The following is a 14,425-nucleotide window of genomic DNA, read 5'->3' on the forward strand; positions in this document are numbered from 1 at the left end:
TATCCGGTTGCTACCTGTGCCGGACAAGGCTTGAGTGGGCGGGCTCGACACCTTGCTCACGCAAGCGTTTGTACAAGGTGGTGCGGCTGATACCCAGGCTGCGGGCCAGCGATGAGAGGTTGCCGTTAGCCGAGCGCAGCAGTTCAACCAGGCTGCCGGTTGCCGGCGCACTGCCTGGCAACGCGCAAGGTTCTGAGATACCAGGCTGTGGTTCAGCAAAGCCTTGTGGTAGGTGCTCAATGCTGATCGCAGCGGTACCGGCGAGTGCCAGTGCCACTTGCAGCACGCTGCTCAGTTGCCGCAGGTTGCCAGGCCAGGGGTGATTGAGCAAAACCTCCAGCACTGGGGCAGTCAGCTGCTGGGGTTGCCCAGCCTCGCAATAGCGGGCGTGCAGTTGTTCGATCAACTGGCGGCGGTCGCTGCGCTCGCGTAGCGCCGGCAGGGTCAGGCTCAGCCCGGCGATGCGGTAGTAAAGGTCCTGGCGAAATGAGCCGTCGCGCACTTGCGCGGCCAAGTCACGGTTGCTCGCCGAGACCACGCGGATGTCCACCGCTACCGGCTCAGCGCTGCCCAGCGGTTGAATGCTGCGCGATTGCAGCACCCGCAGAAGACGAGCTTGGGTGGCCAGTGGCATGTCGCCGATCTCATCGAGAAACAGGATGCCCAGGTGGGCCTTGCGGATCAGCCCAGGGTTGCCTTTGTGGTGGGCACCGGTAAAGGCGCCTTTGTCATAACCGAACAGTTCCGACTCCACCAGATCGGCCGGGATGGCTGCACAGTTGACCGCCACCAGTGGTTGCTGGGCACGGCTGCTGGCGCCGTGCAGGGCTTGCACGAAGACTTCTTTGCCGACGCCCGTTTCGCCCTGAACCAGCACCGGGATGTCCTTTTCCAGCAGTAGCCCAGCCTGGGCCAGGGCCTTGTCCACGCGCGGGTCGCAGTGGCCGCTGCGCTGCCGAGTGCGCGGCTTGCGTGGGGCGTGCCATTGGCAATGCAAGCGGTTGCGCCCGGTCGCTTGCAGGGCAAACGGCTGACCTTCGGCTTGCGCCAGTATCTGGCGTAGTGGGATCTGAAAGAGTTGTTCCAGATTGTGCTGCAGCGGCACCCGTCCCAGCAGGCTATCGGCCCGGTGGTTGGCGGCCAGTATCCGACCGTGCTCGTCGAACAGCAGCAGGCCGGCCCATGAGCTGTCGAGGTTGTCCGGACCACTGTTGAACAGCAGCTGATGCAATTGATCGGCATGCCGGGCGAGGATCAGCCGGTTCTCCAGGCTCTGGCTCATCATGCGCACCAGGCCCAGGGTTTGAGCGGCGGGCAGATAACCATCGCTGGCCACATCGAGCACGCCAATCAGGCCCCGCTCGGCATCGAACAACGGCGCAGCGGCGCTGGCCATGTAGCGATTCTGGCGCAGGAAGTGCTCGTCCTGGCTGACATGAATGGCTTCACCGCAGATCAGCGCGGTGCCCAGGGCATTGGTCCCCACGCCTTGCTCGCGCCAGCAGGCTCCGGGGCAGAAACCATGTTGCTGGCGCGGCTCGACAAAACGCTGCGTACCCCAGGTCTGCAGCAGGCAGCCAGCGGCATCGGCGAGCATGACCAGATAGCTGGAGTTGCCCAACAGGTGGCTGTATTGCGGCATGACCTCATCTCGGGTCACGCGCAGCAGGGCTTGCTGGCGTTCGAGCAGGGCGCTGAGTTGCGCGGGGGGTAGGCAGTCGAAATCCGGCGCGCCGTGGGGCGCCAGGCCATGCTCGCGGCAACGTGCCCAGGAGGCCTGGATCAGTTGGGCATGGGTCGATGCGGATGCGGCCATGGGCCTGTCCTGTGTGATTGTTGTTTTATGCCGACCGCAGTTCAGTGTTGTTCAGCTCTGTTCATTGTCAATGCCGAGCCTGTTCAGCTGTGCAGCGAAACTGTTCATTTGTGTTCAGTCGCGTTGTGCTGGCAACCAGCGCTGAGGCCCCACGGCTCGGTGATAGAGCGCTTGCCCCTGGCCTGGCACGGATCTGGCTCTGGTCTGCGCACAACAACGAGAAAAGGCCACGCCATGTCCCTGGTGCTCGAGCAGGTCAGCCGCAGCGTCGATAACCAACCCTGGATTGTCGATGCCAGCCTGCGTTTCGAACCCGGCTCGTTCAACGTGCTGCTGGGTCGCACGCTGGCCGGCAAGACCAGCCTGATGCGCCTGATGGCCGGGCTCGATCGGCCCGATCGTGGCCGGGTGCTGATCAATGGCCAAGACGTGACCGGCGTGCCGGTGCGTCAGCGCAACGTGTCGATGGTCTATCAGCAGTTCATCAATTACCCGACCCTGACGGTCTTCGAGAATATCGCCTCGCCCTTGCGCCAGGCACGTCTGGCGGAGGACGAAATTCGTCGGCGCGTGCAGGAAACTGCGCAGATGCTGCGCATCGAAGCCTATCTGCAGCGCTTGCCGTTGGAGCTTTCCGGCGGCCAGCAGCAGCGCACGGCGATGGCTCGCGCGCTGGTCAAGGACGCCTCGCTGATCCTGTTCGACGAGCCGTTGGTCAACCTCGACTACAAGTTGCGCGAAGGGCTGCGCCAAGAGTTGCGCGAGCTGTTTGCCGCACGCAATTGCATTGCCGTGTACGCCACCACCGAGCCGAACGAAGCGTTGGCCTTGGGCGGTACCACGACCCTCGTTGATCGAGGGAGAATTATCCAGAGTGCAGCCAGTGCCGAGGTCTACCACCACCCGTGTAATGAACTGGCCGCCGAGCTGTTTTCCGAGCCGCCGATCAATCTGGTGCCCGGGCAGATCGCCGGTAACGAAGTCAGCCTGGCCGGCGCGGTGCACTTTGCCCGCAACGCCGACCTGCGCAGGCTGGGCGATGGCCAGTACCGCTTCGGCGTGCGTCCCAGCCATATCACGCTAGTGCCGGCGCATGACGATGATCTGGAGTTGCCGGTGTTGGTGGAGTTGGCCGAAATCAGTGGCTCGGAAACCTTCCTGCATGTGCGCAACGAGCACTGGCGGATGATTCTGCACCTGCCCGGTGTGCACGAGTATCAGGTCGACACGGCCATTCGCGTGTTTGTCCCGACCCACAAGCTGTTCGTCTTCGACAGCACCGGAGCACTGGTGCAGGCGCCTGGCCTGCGCGAAGCGAGGAGCGCCTGATGGCTGAGATCCGTTTGCGCCAGTTGGCTCACAGCTACAGCCGTCAGCCACGCTCATCGGCCGACTATGCCTTGCATGAGCTGGAGCATGTCTGGGAGCAGGGTGGGGCCTATGCCTTGCTGGGGCCGTCGGGCTGCGGCAAGTCGACCTTGCTCAACATCATTTCCGGTTTGCTCAGCCCATCCCAGGGCGAGGTGCTGTTCGACGGCAAGCCGGTCAATGAACTGTCGCCGCAGCAGCGCAACATCGCCCAGGTGTTTCAGTTCCCGGTTGTCTACGACACCATGAGCGTGTTTGACAACCTGGCCTTTCCCCTGCGCAACCAGGGCCTGGACGAAACCCGGGTGCGCGCGCGGGTGGCGGAGATCGCCGAGGTGCTCGACCTGACTGACGTGCTGAAAAAGAAAGCGCGCAACCTCAGCGCCGACGAGAAGCAGAAAGTTTCCATGGGGCGTGGCCTGGTGCGTGATGACGTCTCGGCGATCCTCTTCGACGAGCCGTTGACGGTGATCGACCCGCACCTGAAGTGGAAGCTGCGGCGCAAGCTCAAGCAGATCCATGAGCAGTTCAACATCACCATGATCTACGTCACCCATGATCAGCTGGAAGCCTCGACCTTCGCCGACAAGATTGCGGTGATGCATGGCGGACGTATCGTCCAGTTCGGCACCCCGCGTGAGCTGTTCGAGCGCCCGCGTCACACCTTTGTCGGCTACTTCATCGGTAGCCCTGGGATGAACCTGATCGAGGTGCGCGCGCAGGCCGATGGGGTGGGTTTTGGCGACATCCACCTAACGCTGCCAGCAGGCTTGCGCGAGCGGCTGGCGGCGCAGCCGGGCGGGCGCCTGCAGGTGGGGATCAGGCCGGAGTTCGTGCAGGTTTGGGAGCGGCCGCTGGACGATACCTTCGAGGCGCGTGTGGTGGATGTGGAGGATTTGGGCACCTACCGCATTGTCACGCTCGATTTGGCCGGCACCCCGCTCAAGGCGCGTATGGCAGAAGATCGGCCGGTGCCACAGGGGCGCGCCTGGGTGAGCTTGCCGAGCCAGTGGTTGATGCTCTATGTCGATGATCTGCTGCTGGAGCTGGCGCCATGAACAAGGTGCCGAACAACAAGGCCTGGTGGCTGGTGCTGCCGGTGTTCCTGCTGGTCGCGTTCAGCGCGGTGATCCCGATGATGACCGTGGTCAACTATTCGCTGCAGGACATCTTCGATCAGTCCAATCGCTACTTCGTCGGCGCCGACTGGTATCGCCAGGTGCTGCGAGACCCGGCCCTGCACGACGCGCTGTTGCGTCAGTTCATCTATTCCGGTTGCGTGCTGCTGATCGAGATCCCGCTGGGCATCGCCATCGCCCTGACCATGGCGACCAAAGGCCGCATGGCCTCGGTGTGCCTGATCGTGATGGCCATCCCGCTGCTGATTCCATGGAACGTGGTGGGCACCATCTGGCAGATCTTCGGCCGTGCCGATATCGGCCTGCTCGGGGCTACCCTGGCGCAGCTGGGGGTCAACTACAACTATGCCGGTAACCCCTTCGATGCCTGGGTCACGGTGCTGGTAATGGATGTCTGGCACTGGACTTCACTGGTCGCGCTGCTGTGCTACTCGGGCCTGCGCGCGATCCCCGATGTGTATTACCAGGCCGCGCGCATCGACCGCGCCTCGGCCTGGGCGGTGTTTCGGCATATCCAATTGCCGAAGCTGAAGAATGTGCTGCTGATCGCGGTAATGCTGCGTTTCATGGACAGCTTCATGATCTACACCGAGCCTTTCGTGCTCACTGGTGGCGGCCCCGGAAATGCCACCACCTTCCTCAGTCAGACCCTGACGCGCATGGCCGTGGGGCAGTTCGACCTAGGCCCGGCAGCGGCTTTTTCGCTGGTGTATTTCCTGATCATCCTGCTGGTGTCGTGGCTGTTCTACACGGCCATGACCCATGCCGACAAGGACTAGGCCGATGACCGTGCGCAAGACAGTGCCACTGCTGCTGTACTTCTTCTTCCTGCTGGTGCCGATCTATTGGCTGCTGAACATGTCGTTCAAGCCCAACAGCGAGATCCTCGGCGGCCTGACCTTGTGGCCAGAGGCATTCACTTTGGATAACTACAAGGTGATCTTCACTGACCCCAGCTGGTACACCGGCTACCTCAACTCGCTGTACTACGTGTGCCTGAATACCCTGATCTCGCTGGCGGTGGCGCTGCCGGCTGCGTATGCCTTCTCGCGCTACCGCTTTCTCGGCGACCGGCATCTGTTCTTCTGGCTGTTGACCAACCGCATGGCACCGCCGGCGGTGTTCTTGCTGCCGTTCTTCCAGCTGTATTCCTCGATCGGCCTGTTCGACACCCATATCGCCGTAGCCCTGGCGCACTGCCTGTTCAACGTGCCGCTGGCGGTGTGGATCCTGGAAGGCTTCATGTCCGGCGTGCCCAAGGAAATCGACGAAACTGCCTACATCGACGGTTATAGCTTCCCGCGTTTTTTTGTGAAGATTTTCATCCCGCTGATCGGCTCAGGGATCGGTGTGACGGCGTTTTTCTGTTTCATGTTTTCCTGGGTCGAGCTGCTCCTGGCGCGCACCTTGACCTCGGTCAACGCCAAACCGATCGCCGCGGTGATGACCCGCACCGTGTCGGCCTCGGGCATCGACTGGGGGGTGCTGGCCGCCGCCGGGGTGCTGACGATCCTGCCAGGCATGCTGGTGATCTGGTTTGTCCGTAATCATGTGGCCAAGGGCTTTGCCTTGGGCCGGGTGTAGGAGGGCGACGCGATGGAGTGGATGGCCTGGACCTTGCCCACTGCGCTGTTTTTCATCGCAGTCGGCCTGTTGCTGTTGGGCATGACCGTGCTTGAGCTGCGCCGGCCGTGCATCGAGCGGCGTGGTTTTCTGCCGATCGCCACCACCCGTGGTGACCGGCTGTTCATCGGTTTGCTGGCCAGTGCCTACCTGCACCTGTTGCTGGTCGGGGTCAGCGACTGGCCGTTGTGGGTGGCCTCGCTGTTGTCGCTGGCTTGGCTGGTGCTAGTGCTGCGCTGGGGATGACTGGCGCCGTGGAATAACTCAATCGGGAGATCACAATGTTCGATAACGACAACAACCGGCGACATTTGACCCTGGCCGCGGTACTTGTGCTAGGGCTGCAGGGCAACGCCTGGGCCGATCAGTACGAGGACGCGGCGAAGAAGTGGATCGACAGCGAATTCAAGCCCTCGACCCTGACCCCGCAGCAGCAGATGGACGAACTCAAGTGGTTCATCAAAGCCGCAGAGTCGTTCCGTGGGATGAAGATCAACGTGGTGTCGGAAACCATCACCACCCACGAGTACGAGTCCAAGGTACTGGCCAAGGCCTTCAGTGAGATCACCGGGATTGCGCTGACCCACGATCTGCTGCAAGAAGGTGATGTGGTGGAAAAGCTGCAGACCCAGATGCAGTCGGACAAGAACATTTATGACGGCTGGGTCAACGACTCCGACTTGATCGGTACGCATTTTCGCTACGGTAAGGTCGAATCGATTACCGACATGATGGCCAACGAAGGCAAGGCCTACACCTCGCCGACCTTGGATCTGCAAGACTTCATCGGTATCTCGTTCACCACCGCGCCAGACGGCAAGGTCTACCAACTGCCTGACCAGCAGTTCGCCAACTTGTACTGGTTCCGCGCTGACTGGTTCGATCGCCCCGAGCTCAAGGCCAAGTTCAAGGAGAAATACGGCTACGAACTGGGCGTGCCGGTGAACTGGTCGGCCTATGAGGACATCGCCAAGTTCTTCACTGAAGACGTCAAGCAGATCGACGGCAAGCGCGTGTATGGTCACATGGACTATGGCAAGAAGGACCCATCGTTGGGCTGGCGCTTCACGGACGCCTGGTTTTCCATGGCCGGCGGCGGCGACAAGGGCCTGCCCAATGGCCTGCCGGTGGACGAGTGGGGAATACGCGTTGAGGACTGTCATCCGGTCGGCTCCAGCGTGACCCGGGGGGGGGACACCAACGGCCCAGCAGCGGTCTATGCGACCCAGAAGTATGTCGACTGGATGCGTGCCTACGCGCCCAAGGAGGCCCAGGGCATGACCTTCTCCGAGGCAGGCCCGGTGCCTGCGCAAGGCAACATCGCCCAGCAGATCTTCTGGTACACCGCGTTTACCGCTGACATGACCAAGCCCGGCCTGCCAGTAGTCAATGCCGACGGTACGCCGAAGTGGCGCATGGCGCCTTCGCCGAAGGGCCCTTACTGGGAGGAAGGGATGAAGCTCGGTTACCAGGACACGGGCTCCTGGACGTTCTTCAAATCCACTCCCGAGAAGCAGCGTTTGGCGGCCTGGCTGTATGCGCAGTTCGTGACCTCCAAGACCGTGTCGTTGAAAAAGACCATCGTCGGCCTGACGCCAATTCGTGAGTCGGACATCAATTCCCAGGCCATGACCGAGCTTGCGCCCAAGCTTGGCGGTTTGGTGGAGTTTTACCGCAGCCCGGCTCGGGTGCAGTGGACGCCGACCGGGACCAACGTGCCGGATTATCCGCGCTTGGCCCAGTTGTGGTGGAGCCATATCGCCGAAGTGGCCAGTGGCGAGAAGACTCCGCAACAGGCGCTCGATGGGTTGGCCCGCGATCAGGACCGCATGCTTGAACGGCTTGAGCGCTCCAAGGCGCAGGCGACCTGTGCACCCAAGCTCAATCCGGAGAAAGATGCCCAGTATTGGTTCGACCAGCCGGGTGCACCCAAGCCTAAGCTTGAGAACGAGAAGCCCAAGGGCGAGACGGTGAGCTACAGCGAATTGCTCAAGTCGTGGGAGGCGGCGCGTAAGTGACTTGAGGGTGCTGCTGTACGTGCCAAGGCGCAGAGCGCTCTGGGTGGGGGCGGGCTTGCCCCGCGATGAGGCCGGTGAGGGCTGCATGAAATTCAGAGCATAAAAAAACGGCACCTGCTAAAGGTGCCGTTCTCTGTTCAACTCACTTATGCAGCTCTTCGGCGGCAAACAGTGTGTTCTCCAGCAAGCAGGCCCGGGTCATCGGGCCCACGCCGCCCGGTACCGGGGTGATCCAGCCTGCGCGGGGCAGGGCAGTCTCATAGACCACGTCGCCGACCAGCTTGCCGTCTTCCTGGCGGTTGATGCCGACGTCGATGACGATGGCACCTTGCTTGATCCACTCACCCTTGACCAGGCCTGGTTTGCCAGCAGCCACCACCACCAGGTCGGCGCGGCCGACGTGGCCGGCCAGGTCCTTGGTGAAGCGGTGGGTGACGGTCACGGTGCAGCCGGCCAGCAGCAGCTCCATGGCCATTGGCCGGCCAACGATGTTTGAAGCGCCCACTACGACCGCGTTCATCCCATACAGATCCTGCCCGGTGCTTTCCAGCAAGGTCATGATGCCTTTCGGCGTGCACGGGCGCAGCAGCGGGATACGTTGGGCCAGACGACCGACGTTATAAGGATGGAAGCCATCGACGTCTTTGTCCGGGCGGATGCGCTCGAGCAGCAGCGAGGCGTCCAGGTGTACCGGCAGCGGCAGTTGCAGCAGGATGCCGTCGACCGCTGCATCGTCATTGAGGCGATCGATCAGCTCGGTCAGGGCTTGCTGCGTAGTATCGCTAGGCAGGTCGAAGGCCTGGGAAATGAAACCGACCTCCTCGCAGTCCTTGCGCTTGTGCGATACATAGACTTGGGAAGCGGGATCGGTGCCGACCAGGATCACCGCCAGGCCTGGCGTACGCAGGCCTTGCTGGCGACGCTCCACGACACGTTGAGCGATCTGCTGGCGCAGGCTGGCGGCGATCGCCTTGCCATCGATAAGGTGTGCAGTCATAGACGCGTGATTAACCATCGAGAAAGGAACATATAGAAGCGCGCATTCTCGCACGACACGGCGCGAGGGCAAAGGCGGGTGGTCGGGCAAATCCCCTAACCCCTTCAATAATTTAAATTTTTTAGAGAAAGAGGTTGACGCTTTTGCAGCTCGTCTATAACATTCGGCGCACTTGTCGGGCACAGCCTAGCACTGGTTGGCTAAGTCGGGCAGAATGAGTGGTTTAACAGCTTGACTGATAAGCCTCATTCGGTCAGGCGGCATGCTTATGCGCCCGTAGCTCAGCTGGATAGAGCATCCGCCTTCTAAGCGGATGGTCGCAGGTTCGAGTCCTGCCGGGTGCGCCATTAGGCGGCATAGGCACGCAAGTGAAGTTGTAGCGCGATATGGTGGGCGTAGCTCAGTTGGTAGAGCGCCGGATTGTGATTCCGGTTGTCGTGGGTTCGATTCCCATCGTCCACCCCATATTCTGCAAAGGCGCCTTGATTGTTGGATCTGGCGCCTTTGTTTTAAGTGTTACACGCGGACGTGGTGAAATTGGTAGACACACTGGATTTAGGTTCCAGCGGCGCAAGCTGTAAGAGTTCGAGTCTCTTCGTCCGCACCATGTTTCTGTAGGCTTCAGCGCAACACTGCAACACCGCAACATGGTGGGCGTAGCTCAGTTGGTAGAGCGCCGGATTGTGATTCCGGTTGTCGTGGGTTCGATTCCCATCGTCCACCCCATATTTTTCGAAGGCGCCTTGATTGTATAATCAGGCGCCTTTGTTTTATCTGCTCCACGCGGACGTGGTGAAATTGGTAGACACACTGGATTTAGGTTCCAGCGGCGCAAGCTGTAAGAGTTCGAGTCTCTTCGTCCGCACCATCCAAGTGCTTGATTGTTCGAGCGCAAAAAAGCAGCCTGCAGGCTAATGCTGTTTACTTTGGCTGTTGGGGCCAAAGCAGGCGACACAGGCCTCATGTGAGCAGCATTGACCTGCAGAGCTGCCTTTTTCTGCCTGTTTCGATGCTTTCTGCGAGGCTGAATGATTCGCCGCTGCGCCGCACTGCGCGGATTGTTCCTGCTAATGGCCACCTTGCTCAGCGCGGGATGCCAATCGCCGCGCGAAAGCCTGCAAGCCCTCGCAGCCGAGCATGCGCAGCGCGTTGAGCTCATCCACACTCGCGACTATCCAGTGCTCTACAGTGCAGTGCGTGTTCCTGCGGCGCCCACGCTGCAGGTGCAGACCTTGGCGGGTAATCTGAGTCCACAGCAATGGGTGCGCTTGCTTCTATTGACCTCATGAGCAAGCCTGGCGTCAGTGGCGCGGGCGCTCGCTGGAGTGCGTGGGCGCGCAGGATTAGCGCCGATCACGCAGCTGGCTCTGGTGGCGGCGTAATAAAAGCTGATAGATTTCAGTCGGTTGAAACTCCGGTCGACAAACCGGTAGAGGGATTGCCCCAATGATTGCAAAAGAAGCCCGCCAAGCCTTGGCGCTAGAGCGTTTCGCCCAAGCCAATCCGCAGATGCTCGAGGAAATCCGCGAGTTGGATCCGCGCGAGCAGGCCCAGCAGATTGAATGGGCGTTCGAAGATGCAGCGCAGGAGCAGGGCATAGAGCCCTGGGAGTTGACCCTGCAACTGATCGCCGAGAGCCCAGAACAGCTGCAGGCCATGCGTCTGGAGGTCCATCGCGAGGTGGCCGAGGCGCTGGGGATGGAGTGGCAAGAGTACTGCGCGTTCAACGAGATCGATCCCGAGCAGGGGTGATGGTCGCTTGGCCGGGTAGTTGTTTGACAAGGTTTTTCAGCTGCGTGCCCCAAGCGGTGGCGTGCAGCCCTTAACGGATAGGGCCTGGCGGCTGATCGCGCAGGTCCTTGAATGAAATCGATCGGCGTGGTTTCCCGTCGTCCCGAGTGGGGTGACTTCTGGTGCGTGAGTCACTAGAATGCTTGCCCTTGATTCTGGAGTCGGGCTATCGCCGGCTAACGTCTGTGCAACGAGGAATATCCATGCAAGTTTCGGTTGAAAACACTTCCGCTCTCGAGCGCCGCATGACCATCGCCGTTCCGGCCGAGCGCGTCGAGACCGAAGTCAACAAGCGTCTGCAACAGACTGCCCGTCGCGCCAAGGTTCCAGGCTTCCGTCCTGGCAAGGTGCCAATGAGCGTCATCCGTCAGCGTTACGAAGACGCTGCCCGCCAGGAAGCGTTCGGTGACCTGGTCCAGTCGTCCTTCTACGAAGCCGTCGTCGAGCAGAAGCTGAACCCGGCTGGCGCCCCAGCTGTTGAGCCTAAGTCCTTCGAAAAAGGCAAGGACCTGGAATTCGTTGCCATCTTCGAAGTATTCCCAGAGTTCACCGTTGCAGGTTTCGAGTCGATCAACGTCGAGCGCCTGAGCGCCGAAGTGGCTGACGCTGACCTGGACAACATGCTGGAAGTCCTGCGCAAGCAGAACACCCGTTTTGAAACCGTTGAGCGCGCTGCGCAAAACGATGACCAGGTCAACATCGATTTCGTTGGCAAGGTCGACGGTGAAGTATTCGCCGGCGGTTCGGCCAAGGGCACCCAGCTGGTGCTGGGTTCCGGCCGCATGATCCCAGGCTTCGAAGATGGCCTGGTTGGCGCCAAGGCTGGCGAAGAGCGCGTTGTCAACGTGACCTTCCCAGAGGACTACCAGAACCTCGACCTGGCGGGTAAAGCCGCCGAGTTCACCATCACTGTCAACAGCGTTTCCGCGCCTCAGCTGCCAGAGTTGAACGAAGAGTTCTTCGCTCAGTTCGGCATCAAAGAGTCGACCCTGGAAGGCTTCCGCAACGAAGTTCGCAAGAACATGGAGCGCGAGCTGCGCCAAGCGATCAAGACCAAGGTGAAAAACCAGGTCATGGACGGTCTGCTGGCCGCCAACCCGATCGAAGTGCCAAAAGCGCTGCTGGAAAACGAAGTCAACCGTCTGCGCGTACAAGCTGTTCAGCAGTTCGGTGGCAACATCAAGCCTGACCAACTGCCGGCCGAACTGTTCGAAGAACAGGCCAAGCGTCGCGTTGTCCTGGGTCTGATCGTTGCTGAAGTGGTCAAGCAATTCGACCTCAAGCCTGACGAAGGCAAGGTTCGCGAGATGATCGAAGAAATGGCTTCGGCTTACCAAGAGCCAGAGCAGGTCATCAGCTGGTACTACAAGAACGACCAGCAACTGAACGAAGTGCGTTCGGTTGTGCTGGAAGAGCAAGTTGTAGATACTGTCTTGCAGAAAGCGACTGTGACCGACAAATCGGTCTCGTACGAAGACGCAGTCAAACCAGCCCAGGCCCCTGCCGAAGCTGAGTAAACTGCCCCTCTCGTAGGAAGCCCCCACAAGCCAGCCTTCGCGCTGGCTTGTGCGTATTCAAGCCATGACTATTTGGGAGTGAGTGCAGGACATGTCCCGCAATTCTTATATTCAGCAGAGCTCTGACATCCAGGCCGCAGGCGGTCTGGTCCCGATGGTTATCGAGCAGTCCGCCCGTGGCGAACGCGCCTATGACATCTACTCGCGCCTGTTGAAGGAGCGAGTGATCTTCCTGGTAGGTCCGGTAGAAGACTACATGGCCAACTTGGTCGTGGCGCAACTGCTGTTCCTGGAAGCGGAAAACCCGGACAAGGATATCCATCTCTACATCAACTCACCGGGCGGTTCGGTGACTGCTGGCATGTCGATCTACGACACCATGCAGTTCATCAAGCCGGACGTCTCCACCATCTGCATCGGCCAGGCCTGCAGCATGGGCGCCTTCCTGTTGACCGCGGGTGCCAAAGGCAAGCGTCACTGCCTGCCGAACTCGCGCGTCATGATTCACCAGCCGCTCGGCGGCTTCCAGGGTCAGGCGACCGACATCCAGATCCACGCCCAGGAGATCCTCAGCATCAAGGGTCGTCTGAACGAGCTGCTGGCCTACCACACCGGCCAGGACCTCGAGACCATCCAGCGTGATACTGAGCGCGACAACTTCATGAGCGCCCAGCGCGCGGCCGAGTACGGCCTGATCGACTCGGTATACGACAAGCGGCAACTGGTCTCCTGATCCCAGGGGCCAGAGCGGGTAGGCGCCGAAAGCGCCTACCTGCGGACTTGAAAAAGCCCGCAATTGCCTTCATCTTGTGTTTCAAGCCTACCGGATTGGATCGATCGAATGACTGACACCCGTAACGGCGAGGACAGCGGCAAATTGCTCTATTGCTCCTTCTGCGGCAAAAGCCAGCACGAAGTGCGCAAATTGATTGCCGGGCCCTCGGTATTTATCTGCGACGAGTGCGTCGACCTGTGCAACGACATCATCCGCGAGGAGGTGCAGGAAGCCCAGGCCGAGAGCAACGCGCACAAACTGCCTTCGCCGAAAGAAATCAGCGGCATCCTGGACCAGTACGTCATTGGTCAGGAGCGCGCCAAGAAGGTGCTGTCCGTAGCGGTGTACAACCACTACAAGCGCCTGAACCAGCGTGACAAGAAGGGCGACGAAGTCGAACTGGGCAAAAGCAACATCCTGCTCATCGGGCCTACTGGCTCGGGCAAGACCCTGCTCGCCGAAACCCTTGCACGCCTGTTGAACGTACCGTTCACCATTGCTGACGCCACCACCCTGACCGAAGCCGGTTATGTCGGTGAGGACGTCGAGAACATCATTCAGAAACTGCTGCAAAAGTGCGACTACGACGTAGAAAAAGCCCAGATGGGCATTGTCTACATCGACGAGATCGATAAGATTTCGCGTAAGTCGGACAACCCGTCGATCACCCGCGACGTTTCGGGCGAGGGCGTGCAGCAGGCACTGTTGAAGCTGATCGAAGGCACCGTGGCCTCCGTGCCGCCGCAAGGTGGCCGTAAGCACCCGCAACAGGAATTCCTGCAGGTTGATACCCGCAACATCCTGTTCATCTGCGGTGGCGCGTTCTCGGGTCTGGAAAAAGTCATCCAGAACCGTTCCACCAAAGGTGGCATCGGCTTTAGCGCTGAAGTGCGCAGTAAGGAAGAAGGCAAGAAGGTCGGTGAATCCCTGCGTGAAGTCGAGCCTGACGACTTGGTCAAGTTCGGTCTGATCCCAGAATTCGTTGGTCGTCTGCCAGTGCTGGCGACGCTCGACGAGCTGGATGAGGCAGCGCTCATGCAGATCCTCACCGAGCCGAAGAACGCGCTGACCAAGCAATATGGCAAGCTGTTCGAAATGGAAGGCGTGGACCTTGAGTTCCGCAGCGATGCGCTCAAGGCCGTTGCTCGCAAGGCTCTGGAGCGCAAGACTGGCGCCCGTGGCCTGCGTTCGATCCTCGAAGGCGTGCTGCTCGACACCATGTATGAAATTCCTTCGCAGAAGGAAGTCAGCAAGGTGGTGATCGACGAGAGCGTCATCGAAGGTAGCTCGCAACCGCTGCTCATCTACGAGAACAGCGAGCCGCAAGCCAAAGCCGCGCCAGACGCCTGAATCAGGTATTTGTTGCGTAAACAGAAGGGGC

13 protein-coding genes and 5 tRNA genes are annotated in these 14,425 nt (G+C 60.4%); 16 read left to right on the forward strand and 2 right to left on the reverse strand.

The genetic code is table 11. From position 1 onward, the window contains the following. Positions 1-10: 10 nt before the first annotated feature. Positions 11-1,816 (reverse strand): sigma-54-dependent Fis family transcriptional regulator, encoded by a 1,806-nt coding sequence (locus ACI2JX_RS02725; RefSeq protein ID WP_404689320.1) that lies wholly within the window; start codon positions 1,814-1,816, stop codon positions 11-13. A 234-nt stretch (positions 1,817-2,050) separates the two neighbouring features. On the opposite strand from ACI2JX_RS02725, the gene ACI2JX_RS02730 reads away from it, so the two are divergent. From ACI2JX_RS02730 to ACI2JX_RS02755, 6 genes are read left to right on the forward strand one after another with little or no spacing between them, the layout of a single operon-like run. After that, complete coding sequence (locus ACI2JX_RS02730; protein ID WP_264235485.1) at positions 2,051-3,145, forward strand: ABC transporter ATP-binding protein; 1,095 nt, start codon at positions 2,051-2,053, stop codon at positions 3,143-3,145. Next, positions 3,145-4,242: an ABC transporter ATP-binding protein gene (locus ACI2JX_RS02735; protein WP_404689321.1), complete on the forward strand. Its 1,098-nt coding sequence runs from the start codon at positions 3,145-3,147 to the stop codon at positions 4,240-4,242. The genes ACI2JX_RS02730 and ACI2JX_RS02735 overlap by 1 nt, the downstream gene beginning before the upstream one ends. Then, positions 4,239-5,102 (forward strand): carbohydrate ABC transporter permease, encoded by an 864-nt coding sequence (locus ACI2JX_RS02740; protein WP_404689322.1) that lies wholly within the window; start codon positions 4,239-4,241, stop codon positions 5,100-5,102. Before ACI2JX_RS02735 ends, ACI2JX_RS02740 begins: the two co-directional genes overlap by 4 nt. Before the next feature lie 4 nt (positions 5,103-5,106). After that, positions 5,107-5,907 (forward strand): carbohydrate ABC transporter permease, encoded by an 801-nt coding sequence (locus ACI2JX_RS02745; RefSeq protein ID WP_368971377.1) that lies wholly within the window; start codon positions 5,107-5,109, stop codon positions 5,905-5,907. A 12-nt stretch (positions 5,908-5,919) separates the two neighbouring features. After that, the gene (locus ACI2JX_RS02750) at positions 5,920-6,192 is read left to right on the forward strand and encodes a DUF2160 domain-containing protein (RefSeq protein WP_264235490.1); all 273 of its coding nucleotides are present in this window, start codon (positions 5,920-5,922) and stop codon (positions 6,190-6,192) included. Between the two features lie 35 nt (positions 6,193-6,227). Further along, positions 6,228-7,964, forward strand: coding sequence for a carbohydrate ABC transporter substrate-binding protein (locus ACI2JX_RS02755; RefSeq protein ID WP_404689323.1), 1,737 nt, complete (start codon positions 6,228-6,230; stop codon positions 7,962-7,964). A gap of 142 nt (positions 7,965-8,106) precedes the next feature. On the opposite strand, the gene folD is transcribed toward ACI2JX_RS02755, so the two are convergent. Continuing rightward, entirely contained in the window at positions 8,107-8,961 is an 855-nt protein-coding gene (folD, locus tag ACI2JX_RS02760; protein ID WP_404689324.1) for a bifunctional methylenetetrahydrofolate dehydrogenase/methenyltetrahydrofolate cyclohydrolase FolD, read from the reverse strand. A 270-nt stretch (positions 8,962-9,231) separates the two neighbouring features. Between folD and ACI2JX_RS02765 the strand changes: the two genes are divergently transcribed. From ACI2JX_RS02765 to clpX, 10 genes are all read left to right on the forward strand, one after another. Continuing rightward, positions 9,232-9,308: transfer RNA gene (locus ACI2JX_RS02765), tRNA-Arg, on the forward strand. Positions 9,309-9,350: 42 nt separating this feature from the next. Beyond that, a tRNA-His gene (locus ACI2JX_RS02770) sits at positions 9,351-9,426 on the forward strand. A gap of 57 nt (positions 9,427-9,483) precedes the next feature. Beyond that, positions 9,484-9,568 (forward strand) — tRNA-Leu (locus tag ACI2JX_RS02775). A 43-nt stretch (positions 9,569-9,611) separates the two neighbouring features. After that, positions 9,612-9,687 (forward strand) — tRNA-His (locus tag ACI2JX_RS02780). Positions 9,688-9,744: 57 nt separating this feature from the next. Further along, positions 9,745-9,829 (forward strand) — tRNA-Leu (locus ACI2JX_RS02785). A gap of 160 nt (positions 9,830-9,989) precedes the next feature. Next, on the forward strand, positions 9,990-10,250 hold the full coding sequence (locus tag ACI2JX_RS02790; RefSeq protein WP_404689325.1) for a hypothetical protein: 261 nt from the start codon (positions 9,990-9,992) through the stop codon (positions 10,248-10,250). A gap of 157 nt (positions 10,251-10,407) precedes the next feature. After that, a complete protein-coding gene (locus ACI2JX_RS02795; protein WP_264235493.1) occupies positions 10,408-10,713 on the forward strand; it encodes a DUF6388 family protein in 306 nt (101 codons plus the stop codon). A gap of 242 nt (positions 10,714-10,955) precedes the next feature. Beyond that, on the forward strand, positions 10,956-12,269 hold the full coding sequence (gene tig, locus ACI2JX_RS02800) for a trigger factor (protein ID WP_186555009.1): 1,314 nt from the start codon (positions 10,956-10,958) through the stop codon (positions 12,267-12,269). A gap of 91 nt (positions 12,270-12,360) precedes the next feature. Further along, positions 12,361-13,002: an ATP-dependent Clp endopeptidase proteolytic subunit ClpP gene (gene clpP, locus ACI2JX_RS02805; RefSeq protein ID WP_186555008.1), complete on the forward strand. Its 642-nt coding sequence runs from the start codon at positions 12,361-12,363 to the stop codon at positions 13,000-13,002. A gap of 108 nt (positions 13,003-13,110) precedes the next feature. Beyond that, entirely contained in the window at positions 13,111-14,394 is a 1,284-nt protein-coding gene (clpX, locus tag ACI2JX_RS02810; protein WP_186555007.1) for an ATP-dependent Clp protease ATP-binding subunit ClpX, read from the forward strand. Positions 14,395-14,425 lie beyond the last annotated feature (31 nt).

Origin of the sequence: Pseudomonas sp. NPDC088890 (assembly GCF_044900155.1) — a bacterium.
Classification (GTDB): Bacteria; Pseudomonadota; Gammaproteobacteria; order Pseudomonadales; family Pseudomonadaceae; genus Aquipseudomonas; species Aquipseudomonas urmiensis.